General features: G+C 64.6%; 15 protein-coding genes. 8 read left to right on the plus strand and 7 right to left on the minus strand.

Annotated features, from left to right (window positions below):
• Positions 1-38: 38 nt before the first annotated feature.
• Together QI450_RS00220 and QI450_RS00225 are read right to left on the minus strand one after the other, a co-directional pair.
• Positions 39-545, minus strand: coding sequence for a MarR family transcriptional regulator (locus tag QI450_RS00220; protein ID WP_226773402.1), 507 nt, complete (start codon positions 543-545; stop codon positions 39-41).
• Between the two features lie 36 nt (positions 546-581).
• A complete protein-coding gene (locus QI450_RS00225; protein ID WP_226773401.1) occupies positions 582-2,327 on the minus strand; it encodes an AMP-binding protein in 1,746 nt (581 codons plus the stop codon).
• Between the two features lie 264 nt (positions 2,328-2,591).
• Here QI450_RS00225 and QI450_RS00230 point away from each other — a divergent pair, with 264 nt between their 5' ends.
• Complete coding sequence (locus QI450_RS00230; RefSeq protein WP_226773451.1) at positions 2,592-3,725, plus strand: acyl-CoA dehydrogenase family protein; 1,134 nt, start codon at positions 2,592-2,594, stop codon at positions 3,723-3,725.
• A 156-nt stretch (positions 3,726-3,881) separates the two neighbouring features.
• Here QI450_RS00230 and QI450_RS00235 read toward each other — a convergent pair whose 3' ends face one another.
• Both QI450_RS00235 and QI450_RS00240 read right to left on the minus strand, forming a co-directional pair.
• Positions 3,882-5,687: a diguanylate cyclase gene (locus tag QI450_RS00235; RefSeq protein ID WP_226773400.1), complete on the minus strand. Its 1,806-nt coding sequence runs from the start codon at positions 5,685-5,687 to the stop codon at positions 3,882-3,884.
• Positions 5,688-5,882: 195 nt separating this feature from the next.
• The gene (locus tag QI450_RS00240) at positions 5,883-6,086 is read right to left on the minus strand and encodes a cold-shock protein (protein WP_013599688.1); all 204 of its coding nucleotides are present in this window, start codon (positions 6,084-6,086) and stop codon (positions 5,883-5,885) included.
• 158 nt (positions 6,087-6,244) lie between these two features.
• On the opposite strand from QI450_RS00240, the gene QI450_RS00245 reads away from it, so the two are divergent.
• Positions 6,245-6,988 (plus strand): glycosyltransferase family A protein, encoded by a 744-nt coding sequence (locus QI450_RS00245; RefSeq protein WP_226773399.1) that lies wholly within the window; start codon positions 6,245-6,247, stop codon positions 6,986-6,988.
• Here QI450_RS00245 and QI450_RS00250 read toward each other — a convergent pair.
• Genes QI450_RS00250 through QI450_RS00260 form a run of 3 tightly spaced genes read right to left on the minus strand, consistent with a single transcriptional unit; the run spans position 6,985 to position 10,136 of the window.
• On the minus strand, positions 6,985-7,923 hold the full coding sequence (locus QI450_RS00250) for an alpha/beta fold hydrolase (protein WP_226773398.1): 939 nt from the start codon (positions 7,921-7,923) through the stop codon (positions 6,985-6,987). The two genes, QI450_RS00245 and QI450_RS00250, sit on opposite strands and share 4 nt — an antisense overlap.
• A 58-nt stretch (positions 7,924-7,981) precedes the next feature.
• Positions 7,982-9,037, minus strand: a complete 1,056-nt coding sequence (locus QI450_RS00255; protein WP_226773397.1) for an alpha/beta hydrolase — start codon at positions 9,035-9,037, stop codon at positions 7,982-7,984.
• Positions 9,038-9,080: 43 nt separating this feature from the next.
• On the minus strand, positions 9,081-10,136 hold the full coding sequence (locus QI450_RS00260; protein WP_226773396.1) for a zinc-dependent alcohol dehydrogenase family protein: 1,056 nt from the start codon (positions 10,134-10,136) through the stop codon (positions 9,081-9,083).
• A 344-nt stretch (positions 10,137-10,480) separates the two neighbouring features.
• Between QI450_RS00260 and QI450_RS00265 the strand changes: the two genes are divergently transcribed.
• The 6 genes from QI450_RS00265 (at position 10,481) to QI450_RS00290 (ending at position 18,403) form a co-directional block, all read left to right on the plus strand.
• Positions 10,481-12,409, plus strand: coding sequence for a hydantoinase/oxoprolinase family protein (locus QI450_RS00265; protein ID WP_226773395.1), 1,929 nt, complete (start codon positions 10,481-10,483; stop codon positions 12,407-12,409).
• Positions 12,410-12,458: 49 nt separating this feature from the next.
• Entirely contained in the window at positions 12,459-12,899 is a 441-nt protein-coding gene (locus QI450_RS00270; RefSeq protein ID WP_256446489.1) for an acetone carboxylase subunit gamma, read from the plus strand.
• A 27-nt stretch (positions 12,900-12,926) separates the two neighbouring features.
• Positions 12,927-15,053, plus strand: coding sequence for a hydantoinase/oxoprolinase family protein (locus QI450_RS00275; RefSeq protein WP_226773393.1), 2,127 nt, complete (start codon positions 12,927-12,929; stop codon positions 15,051-15,053).
• Between the two features lie 63 nt (positions 15,054-15,116).
• Positions 15,117-15,440, plus strand: a complete 324-nt coding sequence (locus QI450_RS00280) for a hypothetical protein (protein ID WP_282468069.1) — start codon at positions 15,117-15,119, stop codon at positions 15,438-15,440.
• A complete protein-coding gene (locus QI450_RS00285) occupies positions 15,428-17,458 on the plus strand; it encodes a hydantoinase B/oxoprolinase family protein (protein ID WP_282468070.1) in 2,031 nt (676 codons plus the stop codon). Before QI450_RS00280 ends, QI450_RS00285 begins: the two co-directional genes overlap by 13 nt.
• A gap of 123 nt (positions 17,459-17,581) precedes the next feature.
• Entirely contained in the window at positions 17,582-18,403 is an 822-nt protein-coding gene (locus tag QI450_RS00290) for a hypothetical protein (protein WP_226773391.1), read from the plus strand.

Genomic DNA, 18,403 nt, shown 5'->3' on the forward strand with positions numbered 1-18,403 from the left:
CCGGCCGTGTGCTTCGTCTGCTCCAGCGTCCGCCGGGGTCAGCCGCTGAAGTCGCCGGCGTCGCGGCGGAAGGTGCCCAGGATCCGGATCAGTTGGTCGACGTCCTGCGCCGGAAAGCCTGGCTGGGCGAACACCTCGGAGTTGAGCTCCGCCGTGGCCCGCTGGGCCAACGTCCGCCCCTCCGTGGTGAGCTCGATCAGGGTGGTGCGCCCGTCCGTGGGGTGCGGGGAGCGGAAAACCAGCCCGGCGCCCTGTAACCGGTCGACGGCGTTCGTCACCGAGGTGGGATGGACCTGCAGCAGCGCGCTCGCCTTATTCATCGGCAACGCACCGCCGCGGGCGAAGCTCAGCAAGGCGAGCAGTTCGTACCGGGCGAACGTCAGCCCGAACGGCTTAAGGACCCCTTCGATCCGGGCCAGCAGGATCTGCTGGGTCCGCATGATGGCGGTGATGGCAGCCATCGGTGCGGCGACGTCGGACCAGCCGTGCCGCTCCCAGTTCAGCCGGGCGTCGGCGATCGGGTCACGCGGCAGCGGCGTTGCCACGATGCTCCCTGCTTTCGGTGCTGAATCCCATCGGGCTCAGCCTAGCTTCTTGGAAGTGCTCTTCAACCCGGGGAAGTCGGCTTCCGAGTACTCAGTGCCCAGTCCGGCCGGAACCGTTCCGCCGCCATGGCGAAGTTCCTCGCTGCGCCGCAGCTCGACCCGCCGGATCTTGCCCGAGATGGTTTTGGGCAGTTCGGCGAATTCCAGCCGGCGGATTCGTTTGAACGGGGCGAGGTGGTCGCGGCAGTAACGCAGGATGTCCTCGGCCAGTTCGGGGCCCGGCTCGTGCCCGGCGGCCAGGACCACAAACGCTTTGGGCACCGAGAGCTTGAGCGGGTCGGGGGAGGGTACGACGGCGGCTTCCGCCACTGCCGGGTGCTCGATCAGCACACTTTCGAGCTCGAAGGGAGACAGCCGGTAGTCCGAGGATTTGAAAACGTCGTCGCCTCGGCCCACGTAGGTGATGATGCCGCGCTCGTCCCGGCTTGCCATGTCGCCGGTGTGGTAGTAGCCGCCACGGAAGGCCTCCGCGGTCTTTTCAGGGTCGCCGTAGTATGCCTTCATCAGCCCTACAGGGCGGGGCTCCAGACGGAGGCAGAGCTCACCGTCGTCGCCCTCGGCCCCCGTCGCGGGGTCCACGAGGACGACGTCGTAGCCGGGAAGCGGTTTGCCCATGGCTCCGATCTTGATTGGCTGGCCGGGCGTGTTCGCGATCTGCACGGTGGATTCGGTCTGGCCGAAGCCGTCGCGGATGGTCTGTCCCCAGGCACGGTGGACCTGGTCAATGACCTCCGCGTTGAGGGGTTCACCGGCGGAGACCACCTTGCTGGGCGGGTTCTTGAGCAGGGTCAGGTCAGCCTGGATGAGCATCCGCCAGACCGTCGGCGGGGCGCAAAAGCTTGTCACCGATTCGCGGTCCATCTGCTCCATCAGCGCCTTGGCATCGAAGCGTTCGTAGTTGTAGATGAACACGCAGGCTTCGGCGATCCAGGGCGTGAATACGTTGGACCAAGCGTGCTTGGCCCATCCGGGGGAGGCCACGTTTAGGTGCACATCGCCGGGTTCCATTCCAATCCAGAACATGGTGGATAAGTGGCCCACCGGGTAGGACGTGTGCGTGTGCTCCACGAGTTTGGCCTTGGACGTGGTGCCTGAGGTGAAGTAGAGCAGCATAGTTTCGTCGGCCAGGGTCGGCACGTCCGCAGTGAATTCTTCCGCTGCACCGGCGGCTTCGGTGTACTGCAGGGCGGCCGTGTCCGTTTCGTCGCCGTCGCCGTCGCCGATTTCGATTAGTCTGTAGCCGCCCGGAACCTCGTCGAACTTCTTGATATTGGCGCTTCCGACGGCGGCCCAGTTAGCGCCGCCGCGCTCCACCCGGTCATTGAGGTCCGCCGGTCCCATCAAGGTGGTTGTGGGGATCATAACGATGCCCAGCTTGATCCCGGCGAGCATCAGTTCCCAGAGTTCAACCTGGTTGCCGAGCATAATGATCATCCGGTCACCGCGCCGCACACCCTGGCTGCGCAGCCAGTTGGCCACCTGGGCCGAGCGACGGGACAGGTCCGCGTAGCTGCGCCGAGTGGCCGTGCCGTCCTGTTCGACGATCACGAGGGCGGGCTTGCCCGCCTTGGCCGGGTCCGCCGCGATCTGGTCGAACCAATCCAGGGCAAAGTTGAAATACTCAAAGCGCGGCCACTGGAATTCGCTGCGCGCCGCTTCATAGTTATTGCGGAGATCGAGCATGCGGTCGCGTGCCGCGCGGAATTCCTCAGTGACTGTCATGGTGCACCTTTCGACGTCTGGTGGCGCAGCCGTTTCAGCCCGGCGCCGTTGCCCGGCGATCACCCGTTCCCTAGTGATCGCCGTCACTGTGCAATATACTAGGACATCCAAGGGTTTGGAAGAGCCGGCTCGGTTCACGAATGGATCACAACGAAGGGATACATGCCCGTGCAGCCACAAGGACGTGTCAGCGGACAGCAGGCCACTGAGGGTAGGGCAGCCGTGGACGGTGCAGCGCCGCCGCCCTTCCCGGACGCCGATCTGATGTACATCGTGGATTTGCTTCCCCCGGCGGAACAGAACCGCTACCAGGAAATCCGCGATTTCCTCCAGTCCCGGATCCGGGCGGCCTCGATCGACTACTGGAACCGTGAGGAGTTCCCCTTCGGTCTGCTCGCCGAGCTCGGAAAATACGGCCTCGGCGGCCTCCAGACGGACGGCACCTCCAAGCTGTTCAAGGGCCTGATGTATGTGGAGGTGGCCCGCGCCGATGTGTCGCTCTCGGCGCTCGTCGGGATCCACAACGAGCTGATTGTCGGCATGATCGACCAGCTCGGCTCCGAGGCGCAGAAGGCACGCTGGCTGCCCGGGCTTACCGCCTTCACGCAGATCGGCGCCTTCGCCCTGACGGAGCCGGAGCACGGCTCGGATATTGCCGGCGGGCTGGCCACCACGGCCCGGCTGGAAGACGGCGAGTGGGTCATTAGCGGCGCCAAGCGCTGGATCGGCGCCGGCACCATCGCGGACTTCGCGCTGGTCTGGGCCCGGGATGTCGCTGACCAGCAGATCAAGGGCTTTATCGTGGAGACGGACCGCCCCGGATACACTGCCACAAAAATCGCGAACAAGATCGGGCTGCGGATCATGCAGAACGCGGACATCGTGCTCGACGCGGTCCGCATCCCGGAATCCAACCTCCTCCCCGGGGCTACCGACTTCTCCAAGGCCAACGAGCTGCTGCGCGATTCGCGCGCCTGGGTGGGCTGGCAGGCCGCCGGCATCCAACTGGCCGCGTTCGACGTCGCGCGTTCCTATTCGCTGGAACGCAAACAGTTCGGCAAGGAACTGGCCCGTTTCCAGTTGATCCAGCAGCAGTTGGCCGAGATCCTGGGCAACGCCTCGGCCTCGCTGTCGCTGATGGCGCAACTGGCCCGGATCCAGGAAGACGGAAAGCTTGAGATGGTGCAGGCCGCGATGGCCAAGTCCACCACCACCCGGCTGGCCCGGGCGTCGGTGGCGATGGGGCGCTCGCTGATGGGCGGCAACGGGATCAGCAGCGACTACGAGATGGGCAAGCTCTTTGGCGACGCCGAAATCCTGTACACGTACGAGGGCAGCTACGAGATCAACTCGCTGATCGTCGCCCGGGCCGTGACCGGGAAGTCAGCTTTCGTTTAGTCCGTGGACGTGGGCAGATCTAGCGTTTTAGCTTGAGCGATTTTTCGTTCCAGCGGCCGCCCCGGAATCAAGCTGCCGGACGCCATCCTGCGCGGCTTCCTGTCTTAAGCGGGGCCCCGGTCAGCGTAGGGCTGTGGCGCCGGGTTCGCCGCCGCTTTAGGCGCTTCGTCTGTCCTGCGCAGCCGCGGCCTCAAGGTCGGCCATCCCGGCGTCGTCCGCTGAAGGGACGTGGTACCGCTGGCAGCGGTTCCGGCCGCCATGCTTGGCGGCGTACAGCGCACGGTCCGCGCAGGAGAGCAGGCTATGTGTGCCGGCTTCCAGCAGTTCGCAGACTCCAGCGGAGATCGTGATGGACCCGACGCCGTCAAAGGGCTGGGACGCGATGGCTTCGCGGGCTCGTTCGGCGGCCTCCAGCGCCTCGGCTGCGTCGCGGCCGGGCAACAGCCAGACGAACTCCTCGCCGCCGAACCTGGCGACGGTCTCGCCCTGGCGGGCTACCCGGCGCAGTCGTTCGGCGACTTCGGAAAGAACTGTGTCGCCGGTGAGGTGGCCAAAGGTGTCATTGACTCGCTTGAAGAGATCGATGTCCAGGACAACGGCGCTGAGCGCGCTCCCGCTGGTCTGCGCGAGCTCCACCTCCCTGTCGAGGGTTTCTTCCAGGGCCCGGCGGTTTGGCAGCCCGCTGAGCATGTCGGTGCTTGCTTGCCGTTCCAGGCTCGCCCGGGCCTCGGCGTTGGCGATGGCAATCTCCACAAGCTCGGCAAATTGCGCGAGCCGGGCCAGCACCGACTCCGTCAGGGCCGTGGCGGACTTCGACGTCAGGGCGAGCACGCCCCACAGCGAACCATTGACCCGAATGGGTGCTGCGGCGCTGGACCGGAATCCGCCGGCAAGCATCTGCTCAGAGGTGAAGCCGCCGTCGGGGCCGTAAGTGACCAAGGCAGGCTTGCCGGTGACAGCGACCCGGACAGTGGCGGAAGAATCGGTGGCCGTGAAGATGTGTGTTCGGCTCAGCGTGGGTGGAAGTACGGGTGCCATCGCTACGATTTCGGCGGACGTGGGGCCGGTCAGGCGCGCCACGGCGGCCGAATCGACGTCGAAAAGTGTCCTGACAATGGTGGCGACCTGGCCTGCGATCTCCGCCGGGGCCTCGCTGCGGGCCACCGCGGTGGCGATTTCATGCAGGGCTGCCCAGGTCTTTTCCTGCTGCCGGCGGACGGTCACGTCCACGGCGACCACCATGCCGGCGGCGTCGTCGTCGGAGAAGACCGGGCGGGCGGTCAGAAGGTAATGGCGCTCGCCGATGGTCCGTTTCCAGGTGACTTCCTTACCGGCGAGGGCGGCCCGGTACCGCGGCTCCAGTTCGTGGGCCAAGCCTGCGTTAAGGGCGTCGTGGAGCAGCCGGCCTTCCATGGCTTCAGGGTTGTAGCCGAATGCTTCCAGCTCCTGCCCCTCCGCCACCAGGTAGCGCAAGTCCGCATCGAACAGAAGTACAAAGACCCCGGGAATGCTGCGGGCCAGTGTCCGGTACCGGTCCATGTCGCGCTGCTGGCGGCGCTCGGCCAGGACCCGCTCGGTGATGTCGGTGACCAGCACAAAAAAGCCCTGGACAGCGCCATCCCTGACGTCCGGAACGTAGGATGCCTGGGCGTATCGGGTTGCGCCAGCGGCGTCCACCAGGGTCCGGTCAAAGAGCTGCGGTTCACCGGTGAGCACTTTCTCGATGTACTGCCGGTTTACGGCGAAGAGCTTCTCGCCGAGCAGGTCCTTGATATGGAGTCCGTGCATCTGCCGGGGATCGACCTTGAACCACTCACCGTAGGCGTCGTTGGCGAGGCAGTTGCGCAGATCCTTGTCCCAGTAGCCAATCATTGCGGGAATCCCGTTCAGGACTGCCCGGATCAGTTCCGGCAGTGGCGGCGGGATTGCTGCATCCCGGTTCAGAGGACTGCGAGTGGTCATTTTCCTAGTATCCACGCCATGGCCCCGCAGGGAAGAACTGTCACGGACATCGGAGGAACCACACGCTCCGCACCGGGCCGCGTACCGGAGGCGTCCCGGACGACAAACGCCCCTCCCGAGAAATCCTCGAGGGGGGCGTTTGTGGTCTTGGGGAAAGCATGGCGGCCGGCTGGCCGATGCTGCTATCCGGGGTATTTAGAGCGGGCGGATGTTCTCAGCCTGCGGGCCCTTCGGACCCTGGGTGACGTCGAACTCGACCTTCTGGTTCTCGTCCAGGGAGCGGTAGCCGCTGCTGGCGATTGCCGAGTAGTGGGCGAAAACGTCGGCCGACCCGTCATCCGGGGCGATGAAGCCAAAACCCTTTTCGGCGTTGAACCATTTAACTGTGCCTGTAGCCATGCCATATCCTTCTGAAATGCTGCTGATCTCCGGCGGCCCGGAGGCCAACGGCTGCGGAGACATTCGTCCGCTGTTGCCCAACCTACGGGGCCGAGGGCCATGGTGCAAGAGGCTAACGGGGGCATTTCCCCACGCCGCGGGTCTATAGTCGGGGCACTATGACAACAATCTCGGTGGTTATCCCTACCCGGAACGATGCTGACATGCTCGCCGTGTGCCTGGCCGCACTCGCCCGCCAGACCCGTCGGGCCGACGAAATCGTAGTGGTGGACAATGCCAGCACTGACGACACCGCACGGGTTTGCGCCGCCGCGGGCGCCCGGCGGATCGCCGTCGAACTGCCGGGAATCGCCGCCTCCACGGCGTGCGGCTTCGATGAAGCCCGCTCCGAGCTGATCGCGCGGCTGGACACGGACTCGATCCCGGCAGCTGACTGGCTCGAGCGAGTAGCGGCGATACTGCAGGAGGCGGGCCCGCTATCCGCCGTTTCCGGCCCCGCAGATTTTTATGGCGAAGGCCGCTTCGCCCGATGGGTGGGCCGTCGCATCTATATTGCGGGATATTTCTGGGCCGTCGGCTGGCTGCTGGGGCATCCGCCGTTGTTCGGCTCGAACTTCGCGATGTGGTCCGATGTCTGGGACCGCGTCCGCGGCTCCGTCCACCGGGGCTTCCCGCTCGTCCACGACGATCTGGACATTTCCTACCGGATCCCGCCCGAAGTGACGGTGATCGCCGCCCCGTCGCTGCGGGTGCAGGTCTCGGCGCGGCCGCTGGCCAGCTGGCGCTCCGTCGGGCGCAAGCTGTCGATGACCTGGACCACCTTCGGCGTCGAGTTCGCGGACGAGCCACCGTTCCGGCGGCGTCGCCGCCGTCGGCAGTGGGAACGGGACCACCGGCGCTAGGCGGACTCGTAAAGCGCGATCAGATCGCGGCTCAGTTGGTACGGCGAGGTTTCGTTTGGGCTGTGGCCGCCCCGGTAAACCACAATGCGGGCACCGATCGACTGGGCGAAGCGGCGGTGCAACGCCAGCGGCCAGAGGTCATGCTCGCCGACGGCGACAAGTTTTGGCAGCGTCGCCGCGGCCAGCGCCGCCCGAAGGTCCGGCGCACGCTGCATCAGGGCGAAGATGTCATTCACGGAGCTCCGGCGGGTGAAGCGGAACCGGTGCTTCACAAACCGTAGACGCTGGGGCGGGACGTGGATCACATTCGCGCGGATGCCCCAGACCATCAGCGCGGCACCGATTCGCGGGTTGGCCCGGCCGCTGAAGCGGCCGATGCGCTTAACCCCACGAAAGCCCTGGCCCGGTTCGGGCGGGCAGCTCAGCAGCGTGAGGCTCCGGAACTTCTCCGGACGCCGGATGCAGGCCAACTGGGCAACTATCGCGGCGAAGGAATACCCGACGACGTGGGCGGCCCCTTCTTCTCCGTCCAGCATCGCGACCAGGTCACGAGTGAACAAGTCGTAATCGTAGTGCGTGCGTTCGGGCATGAGGTGTTCAGGGCCGGCCGCCGCGGAGTCGTACTGGCCGGCGATGTCATAGCTCACGGCGAAATAGCCAGCAGCGGCGAGCTCCGGAAGCATCAGGACAAAGTCTTCCTTGGAGCCCGTGGCCCCGGGAATCATCAGCACTCGAGGGTTACCCGGTGTACCCATGGAGAGTGTGGCGAGGGGGCCGCTGGGGGCGTCGAAGGTCCCCCGGACAGCGCCCTCGGGCACGGCGGCCCAGTCCACGTCGCCCAGGGCGGCATCCCGGCGGGCGGCTTCGTCAACCAGCGCCGATCCGAACCCCTCGGGTTCCGGACCGTTGTGCGCAGTGCTGTCAGCGGACGCCATGGACTAAACATAGCCCCGTAGGGATCCGGCCGGGGCTACCCGGCTGGGCTGACCGCGCTCAGGCCACCTTGCCCACGAAGGCGCGGAGCCGGCGGTACACCTCCTGCGATTCCGGGTAGCGGTAGTTCTGCTGCCAGGTGTGTTCGGTATTGGCGCTGTCCCAGGCATAGACAAGGCTGTCCACGGGAACGGAATGTTCGTGCAGGCGGGCGATGAAGTTCATGTTGGCGGCGTAGAAGAAATCCCGTTCAGATGTGGTCACAAAGACCGGCGGGAAACGGGAATCCAGCCATTCGATGGGTGAGAGAAAGATTGCGCCGTTGCGCAGCGCCTCGAGCCGGCCGGAACTGGAGCCGCGGAACCTGCTGCCGAAGCGGAGGCCCGGCATCAGCATCCTGATGAAGTCCAGGCTCAGCACGAAGCCCTTGTCGAAAAAGACGGAGAAGTCCACCACGCTGCAGTGCTGGACCAGGCCCTTGAAATCTGCCGCGGGCACGGCTGGCGTCAGCCCGTGATGCCGCGCGAGCTCCGGCCGGAAGCTGGCTGCAGTCAGGAGGGCAGCAATCTGGCCGCCGGCTGAGTCGCCGCCAAGCACGATCCGGGATCCATCGCCGCCGTAACCGTCGATGTTGCGCCGCACCCAGGCGAGCGCGGCGTTGGCGTCCGCCAGGACGTGGCCCATATGGAACCGCGGCGCCATCCGGTAGTTGACATTGACCACCACCATGCCGCCCTCGGCCTGGCTCGCGCAGTACTTGGTCAGTGAGGCCTTATCTCCGGAGGTCCAGCCGCCGCCGTGGAAATACACGTAGACGGGCAGCGATCCCGCCGCAGCGGACCCGGCCGGTGCGGTGACTTCGGGGTGGGGGGTGATGACGTCCAGGCGGTGCGCCCGGATGCCGTCGCCGACAAAATCGATGTCGTGGAAATATTCGACGCCGGTAATCGGGTCGGTGTTGAAGCGGGAATTCTCGCTGGCCCGCACCGAGTGCATCAGCACCCGCCACGTCCACACCGGAACCCGCCGCAGCACGTTCCGGGCCCGGCGGGCCAAGGCAAAGGTGCCACCGGACTGTTGGGGTCGGTGGACGGGCTGGCACGCCGGCGTTGTCATGACCCCATTCTATCTGGCACAACTGTGCTACGGCTGTGCGGCCTCAGGGAGTCAGCAGGACCTTGATGGCACGCCGTTCATCCATGGCCCGGTAGGCTTCCGGGGCTTCCTCCAGCGGCATCACCACGTCGAAGACCCGGCCCGGATTGATCGTGCCGTCGAGGACGTCCGCCAGCAGCTCCGGGATGTAGGTCCGGGCCGGGGCCATTCCACCGCCGATGGAAATATTCGTGTCGAACAGGTAGCGCAGCGGGATCTCGCTGCCGCCGGTGGGGACACCGACAAAGCCCAGCGCGCCGCCCGGGCGGGTGCTGCGCAGCGCCTGGTCCATGGATTCCTTGGTTCCGACGCACTCAAGGACGGAATCGGCCAGTACCCCGCCGAGGAGTTCGCGGACCCTGGCGACGCCGTCGTCTCCGCGTTCTTCCACAATGTCGGTGGCGCCGAACTCCCGGGCGATCGCTTGCCGGTCGGCGTGGCGGGACATCGCGATGATCCGTTCGGCCCCAAGCCGCTTGGCGGCCAGCACCCCGCAGAGCCCGACAGCGCCGTCGCCTACCACCACGACGGTCCGGCCCGGCCCGACCTTCGCGGCGAGGGCAGCGTGGTGGCCGGTGGCCATCACATCGGAGAGCGTGAGCAGGCTCTTCCGGAGGGCGTCGTCGGGTTCGCTGATTCCGGGAACCTTGACCAGGGTAGAACCGGCCAGCGGGACGCGGACCGCCTGGCCCTGGCCGCCGTCGACGCTCAAGCCGCTATCGTCGGTGCCGCCCCAGCCGGCCAGATGCTCACAGGCCACTGTTACACCGTTGAGGCACTGCGGGCAGGCCCCGCAGCTGACCACAAACGGTGCAATCACCAGGTCCCCGATGGCAAGGCTGGTAATTGCCTCGCCGACGCTCTCCACCGTGCCGATAAATTCGTGTCCGATGGCGGACGGCCTGTGGGTGGGCTTTACCCCCCGGTAGGGCCACAGATCGGAGCCGCAGACGCAGGACGCGGTGACTTTCACAACGGCGTCGGTGGGCAGCTGGATGGTGGGGTAGTCGCGGTCTTCGACCCGGATGTCACCGGGGCCATGGATGATGGTGGCGCGCACGAAGGCTCCTTGCGTGGGGGTGGGCAGGCTTGGACCGAGTTTAGTCCTCCCGGCCCGCGGGGCGAAGGGGGATCACTTCCCTGATCTGCGGTTCAGCCCTTGTGCTTGCCGCGGCTTTTACAACTAGGCCTGACTCCAACGCGACCCCGCGTTGCTTTATGCCCCCTCCGCCACCCACCCGGGTAGTCGTCCAGTCCTTGAAGAGTCCACCCGGTCAGGTGGTTGCGGGCCACTCCGGCCGCTGAGCCACACTGAGACCAGTCCTCAATGTGGCTTGGATCACAATCGAAAGTTGAGGAATTCGCCGCTGGTGTCACCGCGCCTCAACATACAAAGGAGTATCAATGGAACGGCTCATTAACATCGACAACGGTGGGACGCTGACCGATATCTGCGTCTGGGACGGTGAGAATTTCTCGTTCACGAAGACTCTCACCACGCCCTTTGACCTCTCCCAGTGTCTCTTCGACGGCATGGCCAAAGCTTCCAAGGAAATCTTTGGCGAAGAGGATCTCCCCGGGCTTCTGCACTCAACCCGTCACATCCGGTACTCCACCACCCAGGGGACAAATGCCCTCGTGGAGCGCAAGGGTCCCCGGATTGGTATCCTCACAGACAGCCCCGCGCTGGCCGGTGAGCTCCGCAAGGGCGGGGCGGCCGCTGAGCTGTTTGAAGACCTTGTCGGGACGCGGGTGGCAGTCATCCATGCCGACCAGGACGTGGAGGAGCTCGCCCAGGAAATTGTGAAGCACGTCAACCGGCTGACGACCGACGGCGCCGCCCGGCTGGTCATCGCCATGGCCGACCGCAACAAGGAGAAGGCCGTCAAAGGCGTTCTGCTCCGAAAGTTCCCCCGCCACCTGCTGGGCTCGGTACCCATGTTGTTCTCCTGGGAATTCACGCCCGACACCGTCCAGGCCCGCCGGGTGTGGTCCGGAATCATCAACTCCTTCCTGCACCCCACCATGGAGCGGTTTCTCTACAGCACCGAGCACCGGCTGCGGGACCATAAGGTCAAGAACCCGCTCCTCATTTACCGCAATGACGGAGCTTCGTCGCGGGTGGCCAAGTCTGTCGCGTTGAAGACCTACTCTTCCGGTCCGCGCGGCGGGCTGGAAGGGACCAAGGCCCTCTCGGAGGCCTATGGACTCGCGCACGTTCTGATGATCGACGTCGGCGGTACCACCACTGACGTCGGCTCGGTCAAGAACTCGACCATCTCGACGGACCGCAGGGGCGCCATTCAGGGAGTCCCGGTGTCATTCGAGATGAGCAACGTCCATTCCAGCGGCGTGGGGGGCAGTTCCGTCATTGCCCTTCGCCACGGCGTCATTACCGTCGGCCCCGAGAGCGTCGGAGCTGCACCGGGTCCCGCTTGTTTTGGTTTTGGGGGCAAGCAGGCCACGATCACGGACGTAAACCTACTGCTCGGCGTGCTCGATCCGGACACCTACCTCGATGGAGGCTTCAGTCTGGACGCGGAACGCTCCCGCGCAGTCATCACCGAAGTCATCGCGGAACCTTTGGGGATCACCCTGAATGAAGCCCTGATCCGGATGGAGGCCGCCTACTTCGAACGTATGTCGCAGTCCTTTGCCGCCGACGTCGAGGCTGCGGACGCCACAACAGTTGCTGCGTTCGGAGGTGCCGGACCGATGAGCGCGTGTGGTGCCGCGCGGATCGCCGGCGTCCGCCGTGTCCTGGTGCCCAAGATGGCCGCCGTCTTCTCAGCCTTCGGAATCGGTTTTTCCGACATTGCTCAGACCTATGAGGCCAACGTCGCGGGAATGGACGCGGAAAACTTCGGCGCAACCAAGGCGACGCTGCTGGCCCGGGCGGCGCGGGACATGTTCCAGGAGGGCCACGAAATTGACGAATGCCGGCTCGAATGGAATGTGGTGCTCGAAGACGCCGACGGCCAGCTGGTTTCCGAGCTGCCGTACCTGGCTTCCGACCCGCAGCCCGGCACCAGCAACCACAACACCTTGCTGACCCTGACGGCCCGGTATGAACTGCCGCACGCATCGATCAGGCGGGCCGAATCAGTGGCGAAGACGCCCGCCGTCGCCGCCTCCACCCGAAAGGTCCGCTCCGCCGTGGACAAGGTCGACGATGTTCAGGTCTTCGACCTGGACAGCCAAACGGCCGGGGCTTCGGCGGCTGGCCCCGCAATCGTCGAAGGCCCCTACTTCACGGCCCGGGTGCCGCATGGCTGGGTCTTCGACGTGACGGTCTCCGGAGACCTAATGCTCACAGACACCCTCCAGAAGTGACCCCAAACTACAGCCAAGAAAACAGGTGAGACACGCTATGCGAATTCCAATGACGGAATATCTGATCATCGATCTCGACACTGAACGGTGGAACTGCAAGGTCTGCAACCAGGACCTCGGCGAGGCCAGAGGCAACTACAAGGAAGGGACACTGGTCTACGACCGGGACCCCACGGAAATCCACCAGTCGATCCTGGACCCGGAGAAGTACGAATTCACCTTCGCTCCGGACCCCACATTCTGCCGGATTCTTGAGTTCTACTGCCCGGGTTGCGGGACACAGCTGGAGACGGAGTACGTACCGCCGGGACACCCGCCCACGGTGGACATGCTGTGGGACATCGACTCGCTCCGCGAAACCTGGATCAAGCGGGGCACCAAGCCTGAGACCGTCATCAACTACGGACCCGGCGAAGAGGCGGTCGCCGATTTCAGCCCGCCACTCGGCTCCTACAACACCCACAACCATTCCCCCCATTCGTTCAGCTAGTACTTGGAATAAAGGAGACCACTGGTCATGAAACGAATCTCCGTCGACATCGGCGGCACATTTACCGACTGCTTTTTTGCCTGGGAAGACCAGTACGTTGAAGCAAAGGCGCTCACCACGCACCACAACCTGGCCCAAGGCTTTAATGAAGCACTCGACCTCGCCTGCTCACGCGCCGGACTGGACCGGGACCTCGTCCTGAAGGAAGTCGACTCAGTCCGCTATGCCACCACCCTCGGCACCAACGCCCTGATCGAAGGTAAAGGCCCACGTGTGGGGGCGCTGGTCACCCACGGCTTCGAGGACACCATCCCGCTCTCCCGAGGCCGTGGCTACGGCGAAGGACTGGACCCTTCCAAGCAGCAGAACATGCCCGATGCCACCCGGCCGGACCCGCTTGTGCCCCGCGCCTTGATCCGGTCGGTGAAGGAGCGGATCAACTCGGCCGGCAAGGTGGTCGTTTCGCTGATGGAAGACGATGTCCGCAGCCAGGTGCGCGAACTCGTGGACGCCGGAGCGGAAGCGATCGTGGTCTCCCTGGTCAACTCGACCGAGAACCCGGTCCATGAGCAGCAGATCCTGGAGATCATCCTGGACGAGTACCCTGCCCACGAGCTCGGAGCCATCCCGGTCCTGTTGGGAAGCCAGGTTTCGGGACGAAAAGGCGAGTACGTCCGTGCGACGTCGACGATCGTGGACGCGTTCCTGCACGAGATCATGTTCCACGCGCTGGGGCAGCTGTCCAACAACCTGCGTACGTCCGGTTACGACAAGCCCATGCTGGTGATACACAACTCGGGCGGCATGGCGCAGTCCAACTCGACGGATGCCCTGCAGACCATCCATTCCGGGCCCATCGCCGGAGTGGGCGCTGCCCAGCACCTGGCTAACAGCACTGGTCTGGGAAACGTAATCTCGACGGATATGGGCGGCACGTCCTTCGACATTGGCCTGGTCCCGGAGGGCGGCGTCAAGCACTACGACTTCCAGCCGACCATAGGCCGCTGGCTGGTATCGGTTCCCATGATCCACCTGCTGACGCTGGGTGCGGGAGGAGGTTCGATTGCCAGCTATGACCGCATCCACCACGCGGTACAGATCGGGCCGGAATCGGCAGGTTCGGATCCGGGCCCCGCGTGCTACGACCGCGGCGGCCTCCGCCCCACAGTCACGGACGCTGACCTGGTCCTGGGGTACCTGGACCCGGACAACTACGCCAACGGCTACATCAAGCTGAACAAAAAGCGTTCCGCCTACGCAATCGACGAGGTCCTCGCTGATGACCTAAACATGGATACCATCCAAGTTGCCAAGATCATCAAGAATGCTGTCGACGAGCAGATGGCGATCGGAATGGCCAAAGAGCTGCGGGTCCGGGGATACCTTCCGGAAGACTTCACCATGCTGGCCTACGGCGGCAACGGCCCCCTGCACGCCTGTGGCATTGCCGACCACGCCGGCATTCGCAGGATCCTCGCGCCGCCGTTTTCCTCGGTATTCTCGGCCTGCGGCGCCGGCAACATGAAGCCACTCCACATCCACGAGCGCGGCTCCCACGTGGTGCTTTACAACCCCACTGACCGCAGCCTCTACCAAAGCTACGACGAGCTGAACAATGTCATCCAGGAGCTGGAAGCGAAGGGCAAGGAAGACCTGATCCGCCAGGGGTACGACCCCGCCGACATCCGCTACAGCCTCGAGATGGACATGCGCTACGGGAACCAGCTGGTGACCACGGCCGTCGTTTTCGACATCAACCGCGTGAACGGCGTCGCCGACGTCCTTCACCTGATCCGGACGTTCTCGGATATCTATGGCAAACGCTACGGTGCCGGCAGCCAGGCTCCCGAGGCCGGTATCCGGGCCCAGACCGTGCGGGTGTCGTCCTATGTGGACGGGGACGTGGTCAAGTTCGATTCGATCGACTCCGGACACGACAGGACCATGCCCAGCCCGGTCGGCACCAGGCAGGTCCACTTCGTGAAGATCGACGGGGCCGTCGACACTCCGGTGTACGACGCCGAGGCCCTCCACCACCAACACGTCATCCACGGCCCGGCCATCGTCACCACCGAAAACACGACGTATCTGGTGGAACCGGGATGGCGCCTGGAACCGACATCCCAGGGAGCCGTGTGGTTCCTCAAAGACTGATCCCGTGCCGCACGGATCCCATCCAGACCTTCCAGCTCATCCCATTGAAGGAGCTCGACAGCAATGACGCTTACAGCAAATGAACGCAGCACTGCCGGCAAAGCCGGAGATACAGCCGACGACGCTTCCCAGCCGCTGACTGCCCAGGAGCAGCAGTGGGTGGCCCAATTTATGGACGAAACAACCCTGTTCCTCGGCCCGGACCCGGCCATCATGCGAAGCCACCAGATCACGTCCCGCTCCGCTTACGAGGAGGAGTGCATCTCCAAGGGCGTGGACCCGATCAAAGTGGACCGCATCCGCAAGCGCCTCGCCGGCGCCCTGGATGAGGGCTACGAAATGTGCGAGGCCATGGGTGCCGCTCCCGGTGCCAAATGGGGGACCTGACGACGGCGATTTACACCGCCGAAGGGGACGTCACCTACCTGTCCTGCCACGGTGTGATCGCGTTCTCGGCGATCCTGCATCACCCGATCCGCTACATCATGAAGTACTGGAAGGACGAGCCGACGGTGGGGATCAACCCCGGCGATGGATTCATCCACAACGATGCCCGGTACGGAAACGTCCACAATACAGACCAGTCCATGATCATGCCGATCTTCCGCGAGGGAAAGATCATCGCCTGGGTCGCAGCGACCATTCACGAAGGCGAAAACGGGGCCTGCGAGCCCGGCGGAATGCCCTCGGGCTCCGAGACCCCGTTCGACGACGGACTCCGGATGTCCCCGTTCAAGATCGTTGAAAAGGGCGATCTGCGCCGGGACCTGCTGACGTTCCTGCAGCACTCGGTTCGCGATCCCAAGCTGCAACTGGCTGACCTCAAGGTCAAGATCGGTGCCGTCCAGCGCATCCAGGAACGCGTCGACAGCATCATCGACGAAGTGGGAGTGGAGACCTTCGTCGCTGCCCTGCGCGTCACCGTTGAAGACGTGGAGCAGGAAGTCAAGCGCCGCATCAGTGAACTGCCGGACGGGACCGTGTCCTTCAACCAGTTCATGGACTCCACCCTCAAGGAGAACATCCTGATCAAGTTCGCCTGCAAGGTGACGGTCAAGGGAGACAAAATGACCGTGGATCTAAGGGGGACGGGTCCCGAAATCCTCAACCGGGCCATCAACTCCCCGCTGTGCTCGGTCAAGTCGATGATGATGCAGGCGATCTTGGCGTTCTGGTGGCCTGACCTGCCCCGCTGTACCTCGGCGATGTCACCCATCGACATCATCTCGGATGAACACACGTGGGCCGACGCTGGTTACGACGCTCCGATGGGGCAGTCGCTGCAGGCGTCGTTCCGGGGATTCTCTGCCCTGCAGACTGCCTTTGCCAAGATGCAGTTCTCCAATCCGGAGAAGTTCTCCAACGTCCTCGCTCCGTGGTTCAACCAGATCAACACCTTCCTGTGGGGAGGCCTGACCCAGCACGGCGACCAGGTGGGCAACCTGTGTGCCGACCTCAACGGCATGGGCGGCGGTGCCAAGGCCTTCCGCGACGGTGAGGACGCCGTCTCACCGTTGTTCTGCGCCATGGCTGACACCGCTGAACAGGAAGTCATGGAGGAGGAAGTTCCTTTTATGCAGCTGGTCAGCAAGCGGATCGTCCGCGACAACCAGGGCTTCGGCAAGAACAGCGGCGGCATGGGCTACGAGATGATCGTTGCCGCCGAGGGAACGCCGATGTGGGGCTTCATGACCGTCACCTCGGGATCCAAGTTCTCGTCCGTGACGGGAATGTTCGGCGGCTACGGCTGCAGCACGACGCCGCTGGCCATGGTCAAGGGCATCAACATCTACGACGTGATCCGCAAGGACTCCAGCAAGTTCGATTTGTCCATGGAACGGATCATGAACGAGCAGCCCTACGAGGGCGGCAAGTACACCACTTCCCATATGGGCCTGCAGTTCGACGTCGCCAAGGATGGCGAGATGTACATGATTGCCCAGGGCTCCGGCGGAGGGTATGGCGACGTTCTGGAACGTGATCCGGAGGCGGTGGCCAAGGATCTGGAACTCGGCCGCATTTCACCGAAGGTCGCCACCAGCATCTACGGCGTCGTCTGGGACCCTGAGACTTTCGTGGTGGACCAAGAGGCAACCACCCAGTTGCGCCACGACTCACGGCAGGCCCGGATCGCCCGTGGCAAGCCGTACAAGGAATTCCTCGAAGGATACGTGAAGGCCGAGCCCCCGAAGGACCTGCTCTACTACGGGTCCTGGGGCGACGACACGGAGGAACTCACAGCCACCCACTTCACCAACAACGGACCGGAGCGGGTCAAGGCGACCATCGACAAGCTGCCGCTGATCATGCTTCCAGACCGCAGGGAAGTCAAGATCAGCGCCCTGGAGGACCGAATCCGTGAGCTCGAACTGAAGCACGGGGAAGTTGTCCACCGTAAGTCCTAGCCCGCTACGGCACGTCCCGGCCCGGGACGCAGCAACTCACGAACCCTTCAGCGCCGCATCCTCCCCATCCAGGACGGTGCGGCGCTGAAAGCCTTTATTCGCCAATGTATGGAGAAAGACGTCATGACCACTTCCACTGCCACCACCCTCGCCAACGTTGTTGCCTGCCCTCCGTCGGGGCGGCCGAAAGCCGTGGTCTTTGACCACCACGAGTACGCAGCCTCCGTCATTCTTCGTGGCCGGCCTGTCCCTTGGGACAACGCCACTGCCTACGCGGCATTCTTTGCCCAGGCACAGGGGCTGCTCCGGCCGGACGTCGCGCTCCTGGACCTGAACCGGCTGTACGGTCATTTGACCACCGGCAACACCGGGCTCGAGTCCGGCATGGCGGCCAGATCCCGGACAGGTTTCGCGCTGCGGACGTTGCTGGACGACGACGACCTCAACCGCGCGGTGCTGGACTTCGTTACTGTGTTCACCAAGACAGCCCGCCAGCCTGTGGTGCTGCGCATCCCGTCGCCGATGGCCTGGCTCACCGGAACGCACCACTTCTCGGGCGCGGACGGCACCACCGACCTCGACGCCGACAACGCCGAGAATGCCTCCATGTATGTCAGTGACTGGCTCCGGGCGTTCGCGGCGCTGCCCGTCGCGGGACTTCTGCTGGATAACCGAACGGCTGCAGGCGCGTCCCGCGGCGTGCACGTTCCGCTGGAGGCCTACACTCCGATTGCCAATCTGGCCAGCAACTACCGGTGGACGCTGGGGCAGCTCGACGACGACCAGGCGCGACTGCACGGGGACACCGCGGTTGGCGCCTATATTCCTGCCGGGTTCTGGCTGGAGACGGGCGTGGAACTCCCGGCCGGGGACTTCTACCTGGGCGACATCCCCAGCGCGGCTTCTCCGGAGGGCGTGCTGGCCAGGCTGGAAACCCTGGGGTAG

Origin of the sequence: Arthrobacter sp. EM1, from assembly GCF_029964055.1 — a bacterium.
Classification (GTDB): domain Bacteria; phylum Actinomycetota; class Actinomycetes; order Actinomycetales; family Micrococcaceae; genus Arthrobacter.

Coding starts and splice junctions, on each gene's coding strand:
- QI450_RS00225 (WP_226773401.1), bottom strand. CDS start 2,327: ATGACAGTCACTGAGGAATTCCGCGCGGCACGCGACCGCATGCTCGAT.
- QI450_RS00230 (WP_226773451.1), top strand. CDS start 2,592: ATGTACATCGTGGATTTGCTTCCCCCGGCGGAACAGAACCGCTACCAG.
- QI450_RS00235 (WP_226773400.1), bottom strand. CDS start 5,687: ATGACCACTCGCAGTCCTCTGAACCGGGATGCAGCAATCCCGCCGCCA.
- QI450_RS00240 (WP_013599688.1), bottom strand. CDS start 6,086: ATGGCTACAGGCACAGTTAAATGGTTCAACGCCGAAAAGGGTTTTGGC.
- QI450_RS00245 (WP_226773399.1), top strand. CDS start 6,245: ATGACAACAATCTCGGTGGTTATCCCTACCCGGAACGATGCTGACATG.
- QI450_RS00250 (WP_226773398.1), bottom strand. CDS start 7,923: ATGGCGTCCGCTGACAGCACTGCGCACAACGGTCCGGAACCCGAGGGG.
- QI450_RS00255 (WP_226773397.1), bottom strand. CDS start 9,037: ATGACAACGCCGGCGTGCCAGCCCGTCCACCGACCCCAACAGTCCGGT.
- QI450_RS00265 (WP_226773395.1), top strand. CDS start 10,481: ATGGAACGGCTCATTAACATCGACAACGGTGGGACGCTGACCGATATC.
- QI450_RS00270 (WP_256446489.1), top strand. CDS start 12,459: ATGACGGAATATCTGATCATCGATCTCGACACTGAACGGTGGAACTGC.
- QI450_RS00275 (WP_226773393.1), top strand. CDS start 12,927: ATGAAACGAATCTCCGTCGACATCGGCGGCACATTTACCGACTGCTTT.
- QI450_RS00280 (WP_282468069.1), top strand. CDS start 15,117: ATGACGCTTACAGCAAATGAACGCAGCACTGCCGGCAAAGCCGGAGAT.
- QI450_RS00285 (WP_282468070.1), top strand. CDS start 15,428: ATGGGGGACCTGACGACGGCGATTTACACCGCCGAAGGGGACGTCACC.
- QI450_RS00290 (WP_226773391.1), top strand. CDS start 17,582: ATGACCACTTCCACTGCCACCACCCTCGCCAACGTTGTTGCCTGCCCT.